Genomic DNA, 21788 nt, shown 5'->3' on the forward strand with positions numbered 1-21788 from the left:
TCTTTGAGTGACTGATTTTTGTCTCGCTCCTATTATCTTGTTAAAATACGATTTCTAGAAATATTGAAAAATATTGAAAAATTTTCTATAATAGACCGAAAAAATAGAGGGAGAAAAAATGAAATTTTATTCTTATGATTATGTTTTGAGTCAAATCAACCAGCAAAACTGGGGGACGATTGGACTTTCTATTTTGTTGTTACTTGTGACAGGTTTTTTTGCTTTTAAGGCTTATCGAAATAAGCGCGATTCGAAATTTCGTGAATTGGCGATTATCTCCATTTTGTCTTTGATTGCTATCGTTCTGATTGGGATTAGCACTTTTCAGACGAATCAAGCCTCTAATAACCAGTTCCAAATCTCTCTTCATTTTATTGAAGTTATTTCAAAAGATTTGGGAGTAGATAAGTCAGAGGTTTATGTCAACACTTCAGCTGCGACGGATGGAGCAATTTTAAAAGTTGGAAAAGATTTTTATCGAGCTATGAGTGGCAGTGAGCCAGATAAGTATTTACTGGAAAAAATTAAATTGCATAAGACAACAGATATCCAATTAGTGGAGGTTAAAAAATGACATTTTCTTATGTAGATGTTGCGATTAAGTTGGCACTTGGGTTATTATCTTTGGTTTTTGTTATCAATGTATCTGGCAAGGGCAATTTAGCCCCAAACTCAGCTAGCGATCAAGTTCAGAATTATGTTTTAGGGGGAATTATTGGTGGCGTGATTTACAATCCAGCTATTACCATTCTCCAATATTGTGTGATTTTATTGATTTGGACGATTTTGGTCTTGAGTTTGAAATGGTTGAAGACAAATAATCACTTTGTCAAACGTGTGATTGATGGCAAGCCGATTGTGTTGATTAAACGCGGTCAATTGGATGTGGAAGCCTGCCGTTCTGCAGGTTTAGATGCTTCGGACGTGGCACTTAAACTGCGCGGGCAAGGGATTTATCAAATCAAACAGGTCAAGCGAGCAGTTCTAGAACAGAATGGACAGTTAATTGTGGTTCAATCCGGTGAAGAAAATCCAAAATATCCTGTGATTACAGACGGAGTGATTCAAACCGATGTGTTGGAGTCTATTGATAAAACAGAAGAGTGGCTGCTGGAAAAAATGAAAAATGAAGGGTATAACAATTTGTCAGATATCTTTCTTGCTGAGTATGAAAATGGAAATTTGAATGTAGTGACTTATTAGAAAGAAATGAAAACTTTTGCTCAGCTTTTTGCCTCTTTATTTCTTGTTTCAAACCTTATGAAATATGATATAATGAGGTGTTACTAAAAAAGGTTTCATTTGCCTTGAAAGGAAAAACGATGACTGAAAAGAATTTTTATATTACAACACCGATTTACTATCCAAGTGGCAAGCTCCATATAGGGAGTGCTTATACGACTGTTGCTTGTGATGTCCTCGCTCGTTACAAGCGTCTCATGGGGTATGATGTTTTTTATTTGACAGGGCTTGATGAGCACGGTCAAAAGATTCAACAAAAAGCAGAAGAAGCGGGCATAACTCCTCAGAAATATGTGGATGGAATGGTAGAAGAAGTAAAAGAACTCTGGGAATTATTGGATATCTCTTATGATCAATTTATCCGCACAACTGATGACTACCATGAAAAAGTTGTGGCAGATGTCTTTGAACGTCTCTTAGCTCAAGATGATATTTACTTGGGTGAATATTCAGGCTGGTACTCTGTTTCTGATGAAGAATTTTTTACTGAAAGTCAGTTAGAAGAAGTTTTTCGTGATGAAACTGGCAAAGTTATCGGAGGAATTGCCCCATCAGGTCACGAAGTTGAATGGGTGTCAGAAGAATCTTACTTCTTGCGTTTGGGTAAGTACGCTGACCGTTTAGTAGATTTTTTCCATGCTCATCCTGATTTTATACAGCCAGATGGTCGTATGAACGAAATCATCAAGAACTTTATTGAGCCTGGTTTGGAAGATTTAGCTGTATCGCGTACTTCATTTACTTGGGGCGTTAAAGTGCCATCAAACCCTAAACATGTCGTTTATGTTTGGATTGACGCTCTCCTTAACTATGCAACAGCACTCGGTTATGGTCAAGATGACCATGCCAACTTTGATAAATTCTGGAATGGGACAGTCTTTCACATGGTTGGGAAGGACATTTTACGTTTCCACTCCATTTATTGGCCAATCATGCTCATGATGTTGGACTTGAAGATGCCAGAGCGCTTGATTGCCCACGGTTGGTTTGTTATGAAGGACGGCAAGATGTCTAAGTCTAAGGGAAATGTCGTTTACCCAGAAATGCTGGTAGAGCGCTACGGACTTGATCCGCTCCGCTATTATCTCATGCGTAGTCTGCCGGTCGGTTCTGATGGCACTTTTACGCCAGAAGATTATGTTGGTCGTATCAACTATGAACTTGCCAATGACCTCGGTAACCTCCTCAACCGCACGGTTGCCATGATTAACAAGTATTTTGAAGGTGAAGTTCCAGTTTATGTGGAAAATGCGACGGACTTCGATGCTGATTTGGCAGCAGTAGTTGCTGATAATTTGGCACAATACCACAAACAAATGAATGCTGTGGATTATCCACGCGCCCTTGAAGCGGTTTGGAATATTATTTCTCGTACCAATAAATACATTGATGAGACAGCTCCGTGGGTATTGGCTAAGGATGAAGCTAAACGTGATGACTTAGCAGCGGTTATGGCACATTTGGTAGCTAGTTTACGTGTGGTGGCTCATCTCATTCAGCCATTTATGATGACCACATCAAATGCCATCATGGAACAGCTTGGTTTGGAGGCAGATTTTGACCTAGAAAATCTAAATTTAGCAGGACTGCCAACGGGTATTAAAGTAGTTGCCAAAGGGACACCAATCTTCCCACGTCTTGATATGGACGAAGAAATTGCCTATATCAAAGAGCAGATGGAAAGTGGCAAGCCAGCTATTAAGAAGGAATGGAAGCCAGAAGAAGTAGAGCTCACACTCAACCGTAAAGAAATCAAATTTGACGACTTTGATAAGCTGGAAATTCGTGTCGCAGAAGTCAAAGAAGTTTCTAAAGTGGAAGGGAGTGATAAATTACTCCAATTTCGCTTGGATGCTGGAGATGCAGAAAATCGTCAAATCCTCTCTGGGATTGCTAAATACTATCCAAACGAACAAGAGTTAGTCGGTAAGAAGGTACAAATCGTAGCCAATCTTAAGCCACGCAAAATGATGGGACGTATCAGCCAAGGTATGATTCTCTCAGCCGAATATGGGGACCAATTGACCCTTCTCACAGTAGACTCAAGCGTACCAAATGGTAGTTTGATTGGGTGATTTAGAAAGAATAATATTAGAATAAAAAATGAATGACGGTCTTACAAATGTGATTAGTCATTCATTTTTTGATTAAATTAGTTAAAGTACTATTCATCTTTATTTAAAAATGAAAGCCTCTCCGCCAGACTAGCCCAATTCCCTCGTATATCGGTCATAAAAGTGGCTGGATTGGGTGTTTTAAAATCATCAATCCAAGTTTGGTAACGGATTGAAATGAGGAGTCGAGTTAAGCGGTTCAGCATTTCTTTTTCTTGGTCTGTTAGGGCTTGGGCATTTTGGACAATAGTCAGTAATTTCTTGATACTGTTGGGCTGGAAAAATTCATCAATAGATGTAATTTGAGCGTCTAAAATGAGACCGAAAAAGACATCAAAGAAATCTTTTAGATCGTCATCTGGAACAGCATCCACCCATTCTTTTAGAGTTTTGTCTGTCTGAATGCTGTCTGGATTGAGCGTGTTAAGTAAAACAAAGTGCTTATTGTCAATCTGCCAAGAGAAAGTGTCATGTTGAGCAATTCCACCAATGGCTACGCTTTTAACAATGTGAGCTTGTTTAGGCGTTTCCAACATCATTCCGACGATAGAGCCCTGCGGAATGTAGCGTTTGATTTTTGAAGCAATGCTTTGATATCCCTCTGTTTCAATAATCGTATGGTTTAATCCTGGAGCATCAAAACTGTAGATTTGCTTGATTCTATCTTGCAAAGCAGGCTCTACTTGGCTGCTAGCATAAGTCGCTAGATTACCACCTTTGGAATGTCCGGTCAAGATAAAGGTGGCTTTTGGAAATGCCTTCATAACCTTTTGAACGTAGTGCACAGCAGTTTGCTGGGCAGGGACATGTTCCATATAAGTCATATGGAAATCTTCCTTCCAGCCGATAATGGAATCATCTGTTCCGCGAAAAGCAATGACATAGGTGTCTAAGTTAATTTTATAAACCATAGCGGCAAATTGCTTTTGCATCTCAAGATCAATATCGTTTACATACCCAAAGAGTTTGAGGTTTTTATAACGCTTCACTATAGCAGCCTGCGTCAAAAGCTTTAAGCGATGTTTGGTATTCATCAGGGAGTTTACTTCAGACATATATTGTGGTACATCAATTAAACGGATCGCTTTTTGTAGTTCAAGACTGTCCGTGACGATTGTATCGTAGTTTAAGTAAGTAATTTCGGTTAGGAGCAAAAAATCCAGCTCTGTAAAGGGCTGATCATAGATGTTATCGTATTGTATGTCTTCTAAATAGTTAAAAATATTTCCCATAGTCATTCTCTTTCGTAGATTTACTGTTAGTATAGCATATTTCATCAAGTCTTTGTTATAATAGAAAAAGAAAACAGAAGAGAGGGATAGCATGCACAAGATATTATTAGTGGAAGACGATGCCGTCATTCGTCAACAAGTCAAAAAAATGCTGGAACAATGGGGATTTGAGGTGATTGCTGTAGAGGATTTTATGCAGGTGCTGACGATTTTTGTCAAGGAAGAACCGCATCTAGTCCTGATGGATATTGGTCTACCGTTGTTTAATGGTTATCATTGGTGCCAAGAAATTCGCAAGATTTCTAAAGTGCCTATTATGTTTTTATCTTCACGTGATCAGGCGATGGATATTGTCATGGCGATTAACATGGGCGGAGATGATTTTGTGACGAAGCCATTTGACAATAATGTCTTGTTGGCTAAGGTTCAAGGACTCTTGCGTCGTTCGTATGAATTTGGGACAGATCAAAGTTTGTTGGAATACCATGGGGTTATTCTCAATCTCAAGTCCATGGATATGATGTATGATGGAGAAGTGATTGCGTTAACGAAAAATGAATTTCAAATTCTGCGTGTGCTATTTGAGCATTCTGGCAGTATTGTTTCGCGTGATGATCTCATGAAAGAACTGTGGAACAGTGATTTCTTTATTGATGACAATACCTTATCAGTCAATATCGCCCGTCTGCGCAAGAAATTAGAAGATGCTGGACTGAAAAGTTTTATTGAAACCAAGAAAGGAATTGGGTACGGATTGACGAATGAATTCTCAAAATAAATGGTTGTTTTTCAGATATTATCTGCGTTCGCGTCAATTTTCTTTTATTATTCTGCTGATATTTTATATGATATTATTTGTTTTTAGTCTACTGTATGATGATGCGCGAGCTGTATTATACTATGTCATGTTGATGCTGTGTTTGCTTAGCATGATTGGTCTTGTGTTTGATATTGTTAAGCACTATCAAAACTTTCGACGAGCTGCTTTATATGGCGAGGGACAAGCAGATACACCTTTAGAAGCTCTGCTATTTTCCAAAATAGAAAAATTAGAGGATGAAAAAAAGGAGCTAAAAGCACAGGAGCGGGTTAGGCAGAATGATTTGTTGGATTATTATACACTTTGGGTGCATCAGATAAAAACACCGATTGCTGCTAGTAAGCTTTTGGTGCAGGATTTGGGTGAGCAAACACTGAAAAAGCAGCTGGAGCAAGAAATTTTTAAAATCGATTCTTATACCAATCTGGTATTGCAATATTTGCGCTTGGAGAGTTTTCATGATGATTTGAGTGTCCAGAAAGAAAACATAGAGGAAATGGTCAAGGAAGTTGTCAAAAAATATGCCATTTTCTTTATTCAGCAAGGCTTAAGTTTGGACTTGCATGATTTGAAACAAACGATTATTACGGACAAAAAATGGTTTGTGGTGATTTTGGAGCAAATTCTCTCAAATAGTCTGAAATATACCAGTCAAGGTGGCATTGAGATTTATTTTAAAGATGATACGCTTTATCTGAAAGATACAGGTCTGGGCATTCAAAACAGTGATATTTTGCGTGTGTTTGAGCGTGGCTTCTCTGGTTATAACGGTCGTTTAACCCAGCAATCATCTGGTTTAGGTCTTTACCTGTCTAAGAAGATTGCGGACGAGTTAGGACATGAACTGCACTTGCAGTCGGTTGTAGGTGAAGGGACAACCGTCATGGTTACGTTTAAAGAGCAGAAACTGCTGTTTGAATAAGCTGACAATCTTACAAAACTGTAAGAAAAACCGATACAAATGAAAGGTTATGTTATGGTGGTAACCTTTCTTTTTTTGTATCATAGAGTTAGAAAATAAGTTCATATTTAGGAGAAACTAAAATGAAAACAAAAGGTTTAAATGCTTTTCAGCTAAAATTGTTAATGGCTTTTCTCATGGTCTTTGATCATCTGGATAAAATACCAGGTTTATTATCGGGGGAATGGGCTGGTATTTTTCATGCTTTGACACGCTGTGTTGCGGCTTGGTTTGCTTTTGCAGCAGTGGAAGGTTTTATCTATACTCGCAGCCGTTTGCTTTACAATTTCCGTCTCTTTTCTTGGGCTGCTATTATGTTTATAGGAAATACAGTTATCAATTTTCTTTTCCAGGCAAAAAGCGTTCAGCTCAACAATAATATTTTCTTAACCTTGACATGTGGCGTGCTTGTGCTCAATCTTTTTTTCGGCATTTCCAAGAGTAATCATACTTATCGAATGAAAGAAAATTCTATTCGTTTTCTTCTGGGGATTCTTGTTTTGCTGGCAGCTAGTTTCATAACGGAAGGTGGCCTGCCCTTGATTCCATTTATGCTGATTACTTACACGTGTCGAGAGAAGAAAAACTTACGAAATCTGCTGTATGGTATTTTAGCGCTTGCCCTATTTTGTATGAGCATTCAGATTTATCCGACATGGGTTACAACCCTCTCAATGATGCTTTATAATTCGGATTGGCTCTTTATTACAGTGCTGCCATTCATTTCGCTCTATAATGGTGAGCGCGGTCCTGTGACTAAGTGGAGTAAATATTTCTTTTATGTATTTTACCCTGCTCATCTCTGGTTGATTGCTCTGATTGCTTATCTAGTGCAAAAATGAATCTTACAAAAATGCAAGATAAAAGCAATAAATGAAAGATTAAGTTATGGATGAACACCACAAGATATCTTACAATAAACTTGTCAGAAAGAAGAAGGAGCAGAAGATGAGACGATTGAAAAAACAATTCAAAAGCAAAACTTCACAAGGTCAACCTAGTTTGAAAGAAATTGAACGATCAGAATTTGGCTATGCAGTTCGTCAATCTGTTCAAACTCTCTACTTAGGATTTTAAAATAGATAGGAGAAAACGATGACATTATTAGATGTTCAACATGTTAAAAAGATTTATAAAACGCGCTTTCAAGGGAATCAAGTAGAAGCGCTGAAAGACATTCATTTCACAGTGGAAAAAGGCGATTACGTCGCCATTATGGGGGAATCCGGTTCTGGGAAATCCACCCTCTTGAATATCCTTGCCATGCTGGATAAGCCAACCGAAGGACGTGTCTTTCTCAACGGTACTGATACAGCAACGATTAAAAACAGTCAAGCTTCTAGCTTCCGGCGGGAGAAATTAGGTTTCGTCTTTCAAGATTTTAACTTGTTAGACACACTGTCAGTCAAGGACAATATTCTCTTGCCACTCGTCCTATCGCGCCGTCCCATCACGGAAATGATGCAAAAGCTAGTTACAATTTGTAACGAATTGGGAATTAACCAACTGCAAGAAAAATTTCCCTATGAAATTTCAGGTGGTCAAAAGCAACGGGTGGCAGTGGCACGAGCGATTATTACTGAGCCGGAGATTTTATTAGCGGACGAGCCAACTGGGGCGCTTGATTCAAAATCCTCTGCGGCGCTTTTAGATGTATTTGATGACATCAATGACCGCGGACAAACCATTCTTATGGTAACGCATTCGACAGCGGCGGCAAGTCGCGCCAAACGTGTGCTCTTTATCAAGGATGGGATTTTGTACAATCAGATTTTCCGAGGCGACAAGACGGAGCGGCAGATGTTCCAAGAGATTTCAGATACCTTAACAGTCATGGCAAGCGAGGTGGGCGATTATGTTCAAACTAACCAATAAACTTGCACTTTCAAACTTGGTAAAAAATCGGAGCTTATACTATCCCTTTGCTCTGGCAACCATTGTAGCGACAGCAATTTTATATAGTTTTGTATCGTTAGCTTATAGTCCTAATCTGGAATCTACTTATGGTGGATCGGCTGCTCGTACGACCTTGCAATTTGGAATTTGGGTAATTCAGATTGCCGTCTTGATTCTCGTGACCTATGCCAATAGCTTTGTCATGAAAAATCGCTCCAAAGAGCTGGGAATTTACAGCATTTTAGGAATGGAAAAGCACCAGTTGCTTCTGATGACCTTCTTTGAACTGTTTTATTTTGCTTTAGTAACTGTGGGGCTAGGACTTGGTTTGGGTCTCGTTTTAGACAAATTATTGTTTGCTGTTCTATTGAAATTTATGGGTCTGAAAGTCGTCATTGCTTCAACTTTTCAATGGTTGAATGTCTTTACTGTTCTAGTCAGTCTGAGTGTTGCCTTTGTGATCATTCTCTTGTTAAACTCTATACGCCTGCTTCGTTACAGCTCGCTTCATTTGATGAGAGAAAAGAAAGCTGGAGAAAAAAAGGGACGCTTCCTTGGCTTGCAAACATTCCTAGGACTAGGACTGCTAGCTATGGCTTATTACATTGCCCTCACAGTTGAGAAACCAGTTGCCGCAATTTTGAATTTTTTTATCGCAGTTCTCATGGTTGTGCTAGCAACTTATCTCCTCTTTAATGCAGGAACGATTACACTATTGCAATTTTTAAAGAAAAGAAAAAGATACTACTACAAAACGCAGAATTTTATTTCGGTTTCTAATTTGATTTCTCGTATGCGCAAGAATGCAGCTGGATTAGCAACGATTTCCATTCTTTCAACCATGCTCTTAGTAACACTGGTGGGCTCGCTTAATATTTATGTTGGCGGAAAAGATTACATGACTTCTTTGTATCCAAAGGATTACAATATCTCAATTACAGGTGAAACAACGACAGATAAAAATGCTGCAATTTTACAGGCGGTGAAAGACGTCGTGCGCAAAAAGGGAATACGCAATGCTCAGTATGAAGATTATAGTTATCAAATTTCCACTATTTCAAAAATCAAGGGAAACCAATTAACAGTTTCTGAAAATACAAAGCAACTAGGCATAGAAGAAGCTCAAAAAATGTTTGGAGGTTTTCTTATTATCAGTCGTCAAGAATACGAAAAAATGACAGGAAGGAAAGTTCATTTAGCTGATGATGAAGCGCTCCTTTATACCAAAAATCTTCAAATCAATCAAAAACAAGCTCTCACAATCAACGGAAAATCATGGAAAATAAAAGAGTATCTGACAACAGATTTCACACATGGAAAGATTAGTACTGACTTTAACTTCATATCACAAAAATTTATCTATATGGTGGTTAATCAGCCTAATCAAATTGGTCTTAAAGAAGCCTACACTTATTTTATAGGCATTCAATCTTCTGATAAAAAGGTCAAACTTCAAGAGAGTCTTTTCGATGCGATTCATGAGCAGCAAGGTCAAGAAAAAGGAGGCGTTGGTGTTTCTGAACGTAAAAGGATTGAAAAAGAATACCAAGGTGTAACAGGGACTCTCCTCTTTATTGGTATCTTCTTATCAGTGATTTTCTTGCTAGGAACAGTATTGGTTATTTACTACAAACAAATTTCTGAAGGATACGAAGACCGGGAAGGATTTGTTATTTTGCAAAAAGTCGGTTTAGATGAAAAGCAAACCAAGGCAACCATTCGCAAGCAGATTTTAACAGTCTTCTTCTTGCCACTTATTTTTGCCTTTCTTCACATTGCTGCTGCCTTTCACATGTTGCAGCTGATTGTAGCCCTCTTAGGCGCAACAAATGTACCACTTTTAATCCAAACAACCATTACAACCTGCGGGATTTTCCTACTCGTTTATATTCTTGTTTTCATGTTAACATCTAGAAGTTATCGAAAAATCATAGCAAGATAAGTATTTTGAACCATTCGTCTTTTGGCGAGTGGTTTTATCTTGCAATTCTGACCTCTTGTCTAGCCAGCAAAATCTCTTATCCAAAAATACGAGATTTTTTAAAAAATGAGGAGTATGATAAGCTCATAAAATCTATTGGAGGAACGTTATGATACTAGAAAAACGACATCTTAGTAAAATTTATGGTAACAAGAGAGCAGTTCATGATCTGAATCTTCAGATTGAAGCAGGCAGTTTTACGGCTATTTTAGGGACAAATGGTGCTGGAAAGTCCACAACAATTCAAATGTTAACCAGACTTTTACAACCTACAACAGGAGAGATCTTGTATAATAGTAACATTAAATTAGGCGTTGTTTTCCAAAATAGCGTTTTGGATGATATGCTAACAGTACGAGAAAATTTAGACATTAGGGCAGGTCAATATAATAGGATTGACAAAGGAAAAGTTGATAGTTTAATTGAGCAATTAGGGTTGAAAAAATTTTCAACACAATTATATGGGACTTTATCAGGTGGGCAAAAGCGACGAGTAGATATCGCACGTGCTTTATTGAATAACCCAGATGTTCTCTTTCTTGATGAACCAACTACAGGTTTAGATATTCAAACCAGAAAGGTTATATGGGACTTGATACATCACTTACAAATGAAAGAAAAAATGACTGTTATCTTAACTACTCATTATTTAGATGAAGCTGATGATGCGGATATGATTTATATTGTGGATTATGGGCAAGTCATTGCCAAAGGCTCTGCTGACCAAATTAAGGAACAATACGCCCAGAATTTTCTGAAGGTATTTGTGACGAATTCTGCTGACTTTAAAGAAATTATGGAAGGAAATATTTCTTTTGAGGAAGTCAGACCAAATGAATTTTTGATACATCCAGAAACGACAGGAATGGCTTTAGGACTTCTAACACGTGGTCGTTCTTTTATTCGGCAATTTGAATTTCGCCCAGGAACAATGGATGACGCATTTATGGCATTAACAGGAAGAGAGGTACGTTAACATGATGATGCTCATTAAAAGAAATTTCTTACTCTATTTTCGTAATCGTAGTGGAGTGATTTTATCCCTTCTTGGCGCGATGATTTCCTTTATTTTGTACTTAGTTTTTTGAAAGCAAATATCAAGGATTCTTGGAGTCAAGTCCCTCATAGCAATCAGTTATTGGATTCGTTGCTGATTAGTGGAACGCCTGCCATTACAGGATTGACCACGACATTTTCCAGTTTCTCTCAACTAGCAAAAGATAGAGGAAGCAAAGTAACACAAGATTTGATTCTGACAGACTTGGGACGTTGGGGCTTGTCTATCAGTTACCTTCTGAGTACGACCTTTATTGGATTTTTGATGCAAATCATTATGTTTGCTGTCATGGAAGGCTACTTTATCTGGGAAGATCAGATTGTCTTTGATTGGACTTTGCTGCCTCAAATTCTCCTTATTATGGTGCTCAATGCACTCTTATGTTCTATTTTTAATGGTATTCTTGTGAATCGTTTCAAATCAGTAGATACGCTTGGAAAGTTAGCAACAATTATCGGAGCTGCTTCTGGCTTCTTAGTTGGAACTTACATTCCAATAGGAGTTCTGCCATCGTTTGCTCAAATGATTATGAAATGTACCCCCTCTACTTATGTTGCATCTCTCTTTAGGCAAGTAATGATGAAAGATAACTTAGCTACTACTTTTCATCATAATACAGCAGCGCAAGATTATTTTAAAAAGATGATGGGGATTCAATTAAAATGGGACTCTCTATTGACAATAAAAGAAACATGCTCCCCCTGTTGCTAGTTGATTTTGCTTCACAAAAAAGCCCATTTGGTGTACACTGCAAGTGAAGAAAAAAGCAGAGAGGTAAACTAAATGGACACTTTCCATTATTCACCGAATCGTCATCCTCTTCAACTCAGTATGCCACAGCTTCGTGAAGTCTGATGTGACTTATAGCAAAAAGTCGCTCCTGATGAGCTGGTTCATTGTAAGTCGGATTAATCGTAAAAATTTTATTCAGATTTCTAAACATGCTGTTATCAATATTGATCATTTACTATCATTGTCGGATAGCTTTTCGGGAAGTATGACAGCTTGATTGACGAACAATATTAAATCAAGTGTTAGTCGAATATACATCAGATTACTAATGGATTATCTTGGTTTGTAGAAAGGAGCAAACATTAAAAATTGTAGTATCTATGCTAGAAGGTCTACGTACTGGTTCCTTAGCTTATTTACTTGTCTTGGCTTTTCGTATTCAGCAATCACCAGTGACAACCATTAATATCATCAGCATCTTGATAATGGGTGCTTTGATTGGTTTGTTTACTTTGCTATTTGAGGTTGACCATTTTTCTTATTTGCTGCAGTTGACGATTCATTTTTTTCTTACTTTAATGGTGGTTAGTGTCATGATGGTCTATAATGGTTGGGCTTTTAATATGGCACGGACTGAATTTTGGTTGGATTTTATTGTTATCTACATTTTAATTTGGCTGTTCGTTCGTTTAGACATTTATCTAAAAACAAAGAAAATCAATGAGGCACTTGTAAAATTAAGAAGAAATCGTACAAGAGAATAAGTTCGATATTGTGGTTATATTCAGAAGGCTGAGAACACATGTTCAAGCCTTTTTTCTTACAAAAATGTAAGTTTTTAGAGCCTAAATGAAAGGTTAAGTTATGGTAAGGCTGTGCTTGGAGTTGTATCATATAAATGTAAAGAAAAACAGAAAGTTTATAAGAATTTCTGATGACATTCAACTTTTACAAGGAGGCAGATCATGAAAACAAATTTATTAAAGAAAAAATCCATTGCAAGAACAGAAAAGATTTCCAAAGAGGAGATTGAAAAGACAAAAATGGGTTGTGCAACTAGTCAATATTATTTCTGGCTGCAATATAGTCATTGAGATATACCTTTTATATCAGTACAGATTCAAGCAATCTTACAAAAATGTAAGATAAAGTGAAAAAATGAAAGGTTAAAGTATGGAAAGTTGCTTTTCTTTTCAGTATGATAGATGTATAAAAATTATTAGGAGAAAACGATGACATTATTAGATGTTCAACATGTTAAAAAGATTTATAAAACGCGCTTTCAAGGTAATCAAGTAGAAGCGCTGAAAGACATTCATTTCACAGTGGAAAAAGGCGATTACGTCGCCATTATGGGGGAATCCGGTTCTGGGAAATCCACCCTCTTGAATATCCTTGCCATACTGGATAAGCCAACCGAAGGACGCGTCTTTCTTAATGGCACCGATACCGCAACGATTAAAAACAATCAAGCTTCTAGCTTCCGGCGGGAGAAATTAGGTTTCGTCTTTCAAGATTTTAACTTGTTAGACACCTTGTCTGTGAAAGACAATATTTTACTGCCTTTGGTCTTATCGCGCCGTCCGATTTCTGAAATGATGAAAAAGTTGGTGGTAACTTGTAATGAACTAGGGATTAACAGCTTACAAGAGAAGTTTCCGTATGAGATTTCAGGTGGTCAAAAGCAACGGGTGGCAGTGGCACGAGCGATTATTACTGAGCCGGAGATTTTATTAGCGGACGAGCCAACTGGGGCGCTTGATTCAAAATCCTCTGCGGCGCTTTTAGATGTATTTGATGACATTAATGATCGTGGTCAAACGATACTTATGGTGACGCATTCGACTTCGGCGGCAAGTCGTGCTAAGCGGGTACTTTTCATTAAGGATGGCATTTTGTATAACCAAATTTTCCGAGGCGACAAGACGGAGCGGCAGATGTTCCAAGAGATTTCTGATACCTTAACGGTCATGGCAAGCGAGGTGAATCAAGGTGCTTAGATTAGCGGGAAAATTAGCGGTTTCTAACCTAGTGAAAAATCGTAGATTATACTATCCATTTGCGTTGGCAACTTGTTTAGTCGTCGCTATTTCATATATTTTTAATTCTTTAACGTTTAATCCTCATTTACAAAAAATGCAGGGGGCAAGTTCTATTTCATTTGTCTTGGCTCTTGGAGTGATTATTGTGACGATTGCTGCAGCGATTATCGTTTTTTATGCTAATAGTTTCGTCATGAAAAACCGTTCGAAAGAGCTAGGTCTTTATGGAATGCTAGGGCTTAATAAACGTCATCTCTTTACCATGGTGTTCATTGAGTTATTGATTTTAGGAGCGACGACTGTCACGATTGGTCTTGGATTTGGTATTGTATTTGATAAACTGATTTATGCCTTTTTACTGAAATTGATGGGGTTAAAAGTTGTCTTAGTATCCACGTTTCAATGGGTAGTTCTTATTTCAGTTGTTGTCATCTATGGCGTTATTTTTGCGGGCTTGGTGCTTGTCAACGGTTTGAGGATTCTACGTTTTAATGCTTTGCAATTGGCCAAAGAAAAGAATAGCGGTGAAAGAAAAGGACGATTTCTTCTGATTCAAACGATTATTGGATCGATTTCTTTAGGCTATGCTTATTACCTAGCTCTGAGTGTCAAAAATCCACTGACAGCAATTGGTATATTTTTTATAGCTGTTCTCTTTGTTATTTTAGGGACTTATCTGCTGTTCAATGCAGGAGTTACGGTATTTTTACGGTTGCTTCAGAAAAATAAACGGTATTATTATCAACCTAATAATATGATTTCTGTGTCCAATTTGATTTTTCGGATGAAGAAAAATGCAGTGGGATTGGCAACGATTGCGATTCTTTCAACGATGGTTTTGGTCACCCTGGCTGGAGGTGTCAATATTTATGCAGGTGCTGGTTATCTTAAAAGCGTGATGTATCCCCAAGATTATACGATAAAGGGGAATGCAGTTTCAGCTGCTCAATTGGATCAGGCATTGACAGAATTTGCAAAAGAGAATCATTTAACAGTCACTAAGAAAAATGCTTATCAATATTATTCGATGGGAATTAAAAATCAAAAGGGCAATCAGCTTGATATTTATCCAAAAGGTGAAACACGAGTTTCTCCACAGGCTTATATTCTGCTGTTTTCAGCTGATGATTATCGGAAAATGACGGGCAAAATATTGAATTTAAAAGATAATGAGACAGTAATCTTTGCAAAAGGAATCTCTATCAAGCAAACTCAGCCTCTTAAGCTGAACGGGCAAGAATTGATAGTTAAAGAACTTTTAAAAGAGGACTTTGTTCTTGGAAACATTACAGATCAGTATAATATCATTATCCCTCAATCACTTTTTATGGTGGTTAATGACCCACAAAAATTGGTGGATTCCCAAAAGCAACATTACACGATTAATACAGAATTATATGGCGGCTTGAATATCAGGGCTTCTAATAAGAAAAAGGGCGATTTGGATACAGCTTACCAGAAGAAGCTGAAACAGTTCAATACGACGCTCCCCGATAATGCCGGTGTGTATGGTTATACAAGAATCCAAGGTGTGCAGGAAATTATGAGTATGTTAGGTGGCGTTTTCTTTATTGGTATTTTCCTTTCAATTGTCTTTATGCTGGGAACGGTTTTGGTAATCTACTACAAACAGATTTCAGAAGGGTATGAAGACCGAGACCGCTTTGTAATTTTACAAAAGGTAGGATTAGATGAAAAGCAGACCAAGCGCACCATTCGCAAACAAATTTTGACTGTGTTCTTCTTACCGCTTGCTTTCGCTTTTGTGCATCTGGCATTTGCTTATCATATGCTAAGTCTCATGTTGAAAGTTTTAGGTGTGTTGAATGCATCATTAATGCTAACTGTTACGCTTAGTGTTTGTACTATCTTCTTTATCGTCTATATACTTGTCTTTCTCATCACATCACGCAGTTATCGAAAGATTGTGTCGATGTAAGTTGGAGATTAGTGATAAGCATAATGAAAAATGTTATTGACATAGTAATTAAAACAGGAGTAAGTTAAATCTTACTCTTGTTTTAATTTCCTTCATAAAAAATAGTCTGTCGGATTCCTTTTTAGTTGCTTTTATGGTAGAATAATTCAATCTAGGAAATTGGAGTTTGGGATGGGTATATTTAGAAAAAAAGATGTTAGTCGAGATCGGACTGGCATGCGGCGTCATTTACGATTGTTGGATTTGATTTTGTTGGGAATTGGCGCTATGGTAGGAACGGGGATTTTTACGATTACTGGAACGGCAGCTGCCACATTAGCTGGTCCTGCTTTAGTTGTTTCGATTATTATTTCTGCTCTTTGCGTGAGTATGTCTGCTTTCTTTTATGCAGAATTTGCGTCAAGAATTCCTGCAAATGGGGGTGCTTATAGTTATCTTTATGCTGTTTTAGGTGAGTTTCCAGCTTGGATAGTAGGCTGGCTGACCATTATGGAATTTATGACAGCTGTATCTAGCGTGGCATCTGGTTGGGCATCCTATTTGAAAGGTTTGCTGAATGGATTTGGTTTGAGTATGCCCAAGATGCTCAATGGAACCTTTAATCCGCAGGCGGGGACTTATATAGATTTACTGCCGATACTGGTTTTGGTATTTGTAACTGGTGTGGTGCTGTTAAATTCTAGAGCAGCTTTGCGGTTTAATTCTGCTTTGGTTGTCTTGAAGTTCTCGGCACTTGCTCTTTTTATTCTGGCAGGAATCTTCTTTATTAAGCCTGAAAATTGGTCTCATTTTGCTCCATTTGGGTTTGGTAAACTGTATGGTGGTGAAGTTGGTATTATGGCTGGTGCTTCTCTGATGTTCTTTGCCTTTTTGGGTTTTGAGTCCATATCTATGGCGGTGGACGAGATAAAGGAGCCACAAAAAAATGTTCCACGAGGGATTGTGTTGTCTCTATCCATTGTAACAGTTCTTTATATATTAGTGACATTGGTTTTGACAGGGATTGTTCACTACAGCCAGTTAGATGTAGCCGATGCAGTCGCTTTCGCCCTTCGTAGTGTGGGGCTTAGCTGGGCGGCTAATTATGTGTCGGTAGTGGCTATTTTGACGTTGATTACTGTCTGCATTTCCATGACTTATGCTCTGTCACGCATGATTTATAGCATTGCGCGTGATGGTTTGCTGCCAAAGTCCTTTAGAAAATTAACTGCTACTAGCCGGGTTCCGAAAAATGCTACGATTTTGGTGGGAATAGCTGCAGCAGTTTGTGCGGGGATGTTTCCTTTAGCAAGTATTGCCTCCTTTTTGAATATCTGTACATTGGCTTATTTGATGTTGTTAGCAGTTGCTATTCTGAAGTTTCGAAAGGACAAAGGGCTTCCTCAAGCAGGGGAATTTAAAACTCCTTTGGTACCGTTGACGCCTATCTTATCGATTATTATCTGCCTGTCTTTCATGAGCCAATATGGTGCTGATACTTGGCTAGCATTTGGGCTTGCTTTACTAGTCGGAACGATAATCTATTTTATCTATGGCTACCACCATTCAGAAATCAATTGATGAGTTTTAATCCAGACAGCCAGCTAGGCTGTTTTTTGATATAATAGAAACAGAAATGAGGTATTTTGATGATTTATCATGCAAAATTGTCAGATGCAGCAGCTATCCAAAAAATCAACCTGGAGATCTTGGGTTACAATTATGATGTTGGAGCAACGAAAGCTCAATTAGCACGAGTTTTGCAGCAGCCAGGACAGATTATTTTAGTAGCCAAAAACCAAACTGGACAAGTGATTGGCTATGCTCATGCAGCTAGCTATGATTGCCTCTATTTTCCGCCTTTACTCAACCTGTTGGCATTAGCAGTTGACAAAGATTTTCAAGGTCAGGGATATGGCAAAGCTTTGATGCAGGCTATTCGTGAAGAGGGCGTGGCAGCTGGTTACACAGGTATTCGAATAAACTCTGGTATTTCACGAATGAAGGCTCATGAGTTTTATCGAAAATTGGATTGTGAGGAAAAAGCTGATCAGAAACGTTTTTATTGGGAATTTTGAGAAATGATATCTATGAAGATTGAACCATTAAGGCAAAGTAATGCAGAAGAAATTGCTAATGATTGGCATTATGAAGGAATTTATAGCTTTTATGATATGCAAGCAGATCCTGAGGATTATGAAGAAATTTTATCTCCTGAAGCGCGTGGCAATCACTATTATCAAATTCTCAAAAATGATGAATTGTATGGTTTTTTCTGTCTTTTCCCAGTTGGCAAAGACAAGCAAGAGCTAGGTTTAGGGATGAAGCCAGAGTATTGTGGTAAAGGTCAAGGGGAAGAGTTTTTACAAACTATTCTGCAGTTTATTGAAGAAAATATCTCAGTAAAAAGCCTAACTCTCTCAGTTGCAGATTTTAATCAAAGAGCTCAAAAGCTCTATCTTAGCTGTGGTTTCAATGTGATTGGGCGGCAGCCTCAGGAAAGCAATGGCGATAGTTACCTTTTTGTCAAAATGGAAAAGGAGTTGAAATGAGAGTTGCGGTTATCCAAGGAACCACTCGAAGAAATATGAATTCGCTGCTATTTGAATCTGTAAAAAAAGCAGTCCAAGCGTCTGACGAAGTGCTAAATTTTGGTATTTTTGAGGAGGAGAACGAGCAGTATTCTTATGTTGAGATAGCGATGATGATTAGTCTCTTAATAGAAAGTGGAGCAGTGGATTTTGTTGTAACAGGTTGTTCTTCAGGTCAAGGTATGATGCTTGCCTGTAATAGTTTACCAGGTCTTTTGTGTGGCTATATAGAGACCCCACAAGATGCTTTCCTCTTTGGACGAATCAATGGAGGAAATGTTGCTTCCCTGCCATTAGGGTTAAATTTTGGTTGGCAAGGAGAATTGAACCTGCAATATACATTGGATAAATTATTTGATGGCGAGTTTGGTATGGGTTATCCTGAAAATGAAGCGGAAAGAAAACGGTTGGAAGCAAGTAGTTTAAAGGACCTGAATCAGTTGACGAAACGAAGTTGGGAAGAATTAGTAGAACAACTTCCAACTGATACTTTCACTAAATTGTTGCAAAGAAAGATAGTGATGAATGCTATTATAACGAATGGAACCAATGAAGAGTTCATCCGTTTGCTGAAAGAAAAAATAGGTAAAAAGTGAAATGAAAAAGCGGAGGCACTAAGTAGATGTCCCTACACATTTCATTATCTTTGCAAATTTGACTGTTTATGGTAAAAAAGTGAGCTTGACATTATAACGTCATTTTAAAACAATAAAAAGACTGGGATTTCCAGTCTTGTCTTGTTTTATGCTAATGTTGTAATATTGACTGCTTGAAGACCGCGCTGACCTTCTTCAATGTTAAACATTACTTTGTCACCTTCATTCAGTGACTTGAATCCGTCAGATTGAATCGCTGAAAAGTGAGCAAAAACGTCTGGTCCATTGTCCTGTGAAATAAAACCATAGCCTTTTTCAGCATTGAACCATTTTACTGTACCTTGTGTCATACATCTTACTTCCTTTCTCTAAAAGATTGTGTAAAAAATAGAAAAAGTAAAGATGAAAAACAAAAATACTTACTCAAAATTCATTTACTCTTGCTAGTCTAGCAAAAGTAGCAGCAAAAGGCAAGGAAAAAACAGCGTAGGACATCATATTTTGCTATACTAGTTATATGAAAAGAAGAAAGAGGTATAAGATAATGACATTTGAAGAAATTTTACCAGGTCTGAAAGCTAAGAAGAAATACGTTCGTACTGGTTGGGGTGGGGCAGAGAACTACATCCAGCTTTTTGACAGCATTGAACAAAATGGATTGACACTTGATGTGACTCCGTACTTTCTTATCAACGTGTCAGGCGAAGGAGAGGGCTTTTCCATGTGGAGCCCGACTCCTTGTGATGTCTTAGCAGATGACTGGGTGGAAGTTCATGACTAAGACAGTATTGGTGACGGGAGTCAGTTCAGGAATTGGACGGGCACAGGCACAGCTCTTTTTGGGAAATGGCTTCCGTGTTTATGGTGTAGATCAATCTGAACATCCGAATCTAATGGGCGATTTTCATTTTTTACAGAGAGACTTGACAGCATCGCTTCAGCCGATTTTTGACTGGTGTCCGCAGGTAGATGTCCTCTGCAATACAGCTGGAGTACTAGATGATTATAAACCTTTACTGGAGCAGACTGCTCAAGAAATCCAAGAAATTTTCGAGATTAACTATGTGACACCGGTAGAATTAACTCGTTATTATCTGACACAGATGTTGAAGAAAAATTCAGGCATCATTATCAATATGTGCTCTATCGCATCGAGTTTAGCTGGTGGTGGCGGTCATGCTTATACCTCTTCTAAGCATGCTTTAGCAGGATTTACCAGGCAATTAGCACTTGATTATGCTGAAGCAAGAATTCAGATTTTTGGAATTGCACCAGGAGCAGTCAAAACCAAGATGACTGCGGCAGATTTTGAACCAGGTGGCTTAGCAGATTGGGTGGCAAATGAAACCCCTATTAAGCGTTGGATAGAACCAGAGGAAGTAGCTGAGTTGACTCTATTTCTCGCCTCAGGAAAAGCTCAGCCCATGCAGGGCGAAATTCTCAAAATCGATGGTGGCTGGAGTTTGAAGTGAGGGAATCAAAGGTGAAAGCAATGAAGACTAAGTATTTTTACTCTTGGTCTAAAAACATGGTTGTTTACGGCTTGGATGCTGGCCTAGGGAAGCTCTTCATAAATGAATCTGAGACAGCCTGCCTATACCAATTAGGAAATTTCATCTTTCCGGCTGGTCAGGCGGATTCAGATTTTTGGCAGGAGTATAGCACTAAATATAGCTTGGCTGACAAGGTCATTATCTCCGAGGAGCTTAGTTGGCAGGAGTTCTTGGATAGCCAGAGTGTGCTGCATCGGTTTACTCGCTATGCTTTTGCGGACAGGGTCGACTTTGACACAGAGGCTTTGGAGAAATGGCAGAGCAGGATACTAGCAAACTGCCAACTTTTTCTGATTGATGAGACGAGATATGAGCGTCTAGCTGAGGAAGTTTGGTCCCAGGATTTACAGGGTGACTTTGCTGATTTTAAACAGTTTCAAGCAGCGGGTGGTTTTGGCTTTATACTCTGTTTGGGAGAAGAAATCATTGCTGCTGTATCAACAGGATTGGTCTATCAAGGAGCCCTTAAGATTGAAATTACCACAAAGCCAGCATACCAAGGGCAGGACTTGGCCAAAATCCTAGGAGCCCAGATGATTCTAGAAGCTCAAAAGCGCTCACTCTTTCCTCTATGGGATGCGCACAATAGAGCTTCCAAGAAGGTTGCAGAAAGCCTCGGCTATCAGTGCCTAGGAGCTTATCCGGCTTATGAATGGAAAGGGAGTTTTGACCAATGAAGAAAAACCAAACCTATTTCTTAAAAGACATCATTGAGGCTGTAAAATCTGAAGAGCTAGATGATGATTTTTGTTTGTATGCTAAGGACAAGGGAAGATTGAATTTTCAGACTAGCTACTTGCTTGCTGATTATCCTCAAGTGGTGGATGCTAAGGATGTTTACCCTACACAGGTAAGGGAGCAAGGACTGGAGCTGATTTATTATGGTGAAGATTTTGCGGATGTTCTCTAATCAGTCATGGAGCAGAAAGCAGAAGCGACTGATGAAGAGTGCTTGCAGGCTCTGCTTTACTATTATGAGCATGATGACTTTTTAGATTTTGAATGATAAGCTTTATTGACTTTGATAAAGATACAGATTTGTAGGAAGATTTT

At 38.4% G+C, this 21788-nt stretch carries 23 protein-coding genes and 3 pseudogenes; 24 read left to right on the forward strand and 2 right to left on the reverse strand.

Annotated elements, in window-relative coordinates:
• The first annotated feature begins 118 nt into the window (after positions 1-118).
• The 3 genes from H8787_RS03855 to metG all read left to right on the forward strand — a co-directional run bounded on the left by H8787_RS03855 (position 119) and on the right by metG (position 3317).
• Entirely contained in the window at positions 119-574 is a 456-nt protein-coding gene (locus H8787_RS03855) for a DUF3290 family protein (RefSeq protein WP_187328270.1), read from the forward strand.
• Positions 571-1203, forward strand: coding sequence for a DUF421 domain-containing protein (locus tag H8787_RS03860; protein WP_187328271.1), 633 nt, complete (start codon positions 571-573; stop codon positions 1201-1203). Before H8787_RS03855 ends, H8787_RS03860 begins: the two co-directional genes overlap by 4 nt.
• Before the next feature lie 119 nt (positions 1204-1322).
• Positions 1323-3317: a methionine--tRNA ligase gene (gene metG / locus H8787_RS03865; RefSeq protein ID WP_187328272.1), complete on the forward strand. Its 1995-nt coding sequence runs from the start codon at positions 1323-1325 to the stop codon at positions 3315-3317.
• 89 nt (positions 3318-3406) lie between these two features.
• Here the strand turns inward: metG and H8787_RS03870 are convergent, their stop codons facing one another.
• Entirely contained in the window at positions 3407-4588 is a 1182-nt protein-coding gene (locus H8787_RS03870; RefSeq protein ID WP_187328273.1) for a DUF2974 domain-containing protein, read from the reverse strand.
• A gap of 91 nt (positions 4589-4679) precedes the next feature.
• Between H8787_RS03870 and H8787_RS03875 the strand changes: the two genes are divergently transcribed.
• The 17 genes and pseudogenes from H8787_RS03875 to H8787_RS03945 all read left to right on the forward strand — a co-directional run bounded on the left by H8787_RS03875 (position 4680) and on the right by H8787_RS03945 (position 19182).
• Positions 4680-5366 carry a response regulator transcription factor gene (locus tag H8787_RS03875; RefSeq protein WP_003069999.1) on the forward strand — a complete coding sequence of 229 codons (687 nt, stop codon included), beginning with the start codon at positions 4680-4682 and terminating at the stop codon, positions 5364-5366.
• The gene (locus tag H8787_RS03880; RefSeq protein ID WP_070669226.1) at positions 5350-6330 is read left to right on the forward strand and encodes a sensor histidine kinase; all 981 of its coding nucleotides are present in this window, start codon (positions 5350-5352) and stop codon (positions 6328-6330) included. The genes H8787_RS03875 and H8787_RS03880 overlap by 17 nt, the downstream gene beginning before the upstream one ends.
• A 122-nt stretch (positions 6331-6452) precedes the next feature.
• Positions 6453-7211, forward strand: a complete 759-nt coding sequence (locus H8787_RS03885) for a TraX family protein (protein ID WP_187328274.1) — start codon at positions 6453-6455, stop codon at positions 7209-7211.
• Positions 7212-7317: 106 nt separating this feature from the next.
• Positions 7318-7446: a hypothetical protein gene (locus tag H8787_RS10085; protein WP_262350656.1), complete on the forward strand. Its 129-nt coding sequence runs from the start codon at positions 7318-7320 to the stop codon at positions 7444-7446.
• A gap of 18 nt (positions 7447-7464) precedes the next feature.
• The gene (locus H8787_RS03890; RefSeq protein ID WP_039676769.1) at positions 7465-8244 is read left to right on the forward strand and encodes an ABC transporter ATP-binding protein; all 780 of its coding nucleotides are present in this window, start codon (positions 7465-7467) and stop codon (positions 8242-8244) included.
• Positions 8225-10207, forward strand: a complete 1983-nt coding sequence (locus H8787_RS03895; RefSeq protein ID WP_187328275.1) for an ABC transporter permease — start codon at positions 8225-8227, stop codon at positions 10205-10207. The genes H8787_RS03890 and H8787_RS03895 overlap by 20 nt, the downstream gene beginning before the upstream one ends.
• Before the next feature lie 148 nt (positions 10208-10355).
• Positions 10356-11222, forward strand: a complete 867-nt coding sequence (locus tag H8787_RS03900) for an ABC transporter ATP-binding protein (RefSeq protein ID WP_187328276.1) — start codon at positions 10356-10358, stop codon at positions 11220-11222.
• A 1-nt stretch (position 11223) separates the two neighbouring features.
• Positions 11224-11996 (forward strand): annotated as a pseudogene (locus H8787_RS03905) (ABC transporter permease); the annotation flags it as partial.
• Positions 11997-12204: 208 nt separating this feature from the next.
• Positions 12205-12384: pseudogene (locus H8787_RS03910) on the forward strand (LytTR family transcriptional regulator DNA-binding domain-containing protein); the annotation flags it as partial.
• The gene (locus H8787_RS03915; RefSeq protein ID WP_262350657.1) at positions 12374-12799 is read left to right on the forward strand and encodes a DUF3021 domain-containing protein; all 426 of its coding nucleotides are present in this window, start codon (positions 12374-12376) and stop codon (positions 12797-12799) included. The pseudogene H8787_RS03910 and the gene H8787_RS03915, both read left to right, overlap by 11 nt.
• A 201-nt stretch (positions 12800-13000) precedes the next feature.
• Positions 13001-13129, forward strand: a complete 129-nt coding sequence (locus H8787_RS10090) for a hypothetical protein (protein WP_006269823.1) — start codon at positions 13001-13003, stop codon at positions 13127-13129.
• A gap of 138 nt (positions 13130-13267) precedes the next feature.
• Positions 13268-14035: an ABC transporter ATP-binding protein gene (locus tag H8787_RS03920; RefSeq protein WP_187328278.1), complete on the forward strand. Its 768-nt coding sequence runs from the start codon at positions 13268-13270 to the stop codon at positions 14033-14035.
• Positions 14028-16016, forward strand: coding sequence for an ABC transporter permease (locus H8787_RS03925; protein WP_187328279.1), 1989 nt, complete (start codon positions 14028-14030; stop codon positions 16014-16016). The genes H8787_RS03920 and H8787_RS03925 overlap by 8 nt, the downstream gene beginning before the upstream one ends.
• Before the next feature lie 171 nt (positions 16017-16187).
• Entirely contained in the window at positions 16188-17576 is a 1389-nt protein-coding gene (locus H8787_RS03930) for an APC family permease (RefSeq protein ID WP_187328280.1), read from the forward strand.
• A 68-nt stretch (positions 17577-17644) separates the two neighbouring features.
• Positions 17645-18073 (forward strand): GNAT family N-acetyltransferase, encoded by a 429-nt coding sequence (locus H8787_RS03935; protein ID WP_187328281.1) that lies wholly within the window; start codon positions 17645-17647, stop codon positions 18071-18073.
• A 12-nt stretch (positions 18074-18085) separates the two neighbouring features.
• Positions 18086-18547 carry a GNAT family N-acetyltransferase gene (locus tag H8787_RS03940; protein ID WP_006270143.1) on the forward strand — a complete coding sequence of 154 codons (462 nt, stop codon included), beginning with the start codon at positions 18086-18088 and terminating at the stop codon, positions 18545-18547.
• Positions 18544-19182, forward strand: a complete 639-nt coding sequence (locus H8787_RS03945) for an RpiB/LacA/LacB family sugar-phosphate isomerase (RefSeq protein ID WP_187328282.1) — start codon at positions 18544-18546, stop codon at positions 19180-19182. Before H8787_RS03940 ends, H8787_RS03945 begins: the two co-directional genes overlap by 4 nt.
• Positions 19183-19328: 146 nt before the next feature.
• Here H8787_RS03945 and H8787_RS03950 read toward each other — a convergent pair whose 3' ends face one another.
• Positions 19329-19532, reverse strand: coding sequence for a cold-shock protein (locus H8787_RS03950; RefSeq protein WP_003069970.1), 204 nt, complete (start codon positions 19530-19532; stop codon positions 19329-19331).
• Positions 19533-19726: 194 nt separating this feature from the next.
• Here H8787_RS03950 and H8787_RS03955 point away from each other — a divergent pair, with 194 nt between their 5' ends.
• The 4 genes and pseudogenes from H8787_RS03955 to H8787_RS03970 all read left to right on the forward strand — a co-directional run bounded on the left by H8787_RS03955 (position 19727) and on the right by H8787_RS03970 (position 21741).
• Entirely contained in the window at positions 19727-19963 is a 237-nt protein-coding gene (locus tag H8787_RS03955) for a DUF2829 domain-containing protein (RefSeq protein WP_003069968.1), read from the forward strand.
• A complete protein-coding gene (locus tag H8787_RS03960; RefSeq protein WP_049476599.1) occupies positions 19956-20654 on the forward strand; it encodes a 3-oxoacyl-ACP reductase in 699 nt (232 codons plus the stop codon). Before H8787_RS03955 ends, H8787_RS03960 begins: the two co-directional genes overlap by 8 nt.
• 20 nt (positions 20655-20674) lie before the next feature.
• Positions 20675-21412, forward strand: a complete 738-nt coding sequence (locus tag H8787_RS03965) for a GNAT family N-acetyltransferase (RefSeq protein WP_187328283.1) — start codon at positions 20675-20677, stop codon at positions 21410-21412.
• Positions 21409-21741, forward strand: a pseudogene (locus H8787_RS03970) (hypothetical protein). The gene H8787_RS03965 and the pseudogene H8787_RS03970 overlap by 4 nt, the downstream one beginning before the upstream one ends.
• Positions 21742-21788 lie beyond the last annotated feature (47 nt).

It is taken from the genome of Streptococcus sp. NSJ-72 (genome assembly GCF_014334035.1).
Lineage (GTDB): Bacteria > Bacillota > Bacilli > Lactobacillales > Streptococcaceae > Streptococcus > Streptococcus constellatus.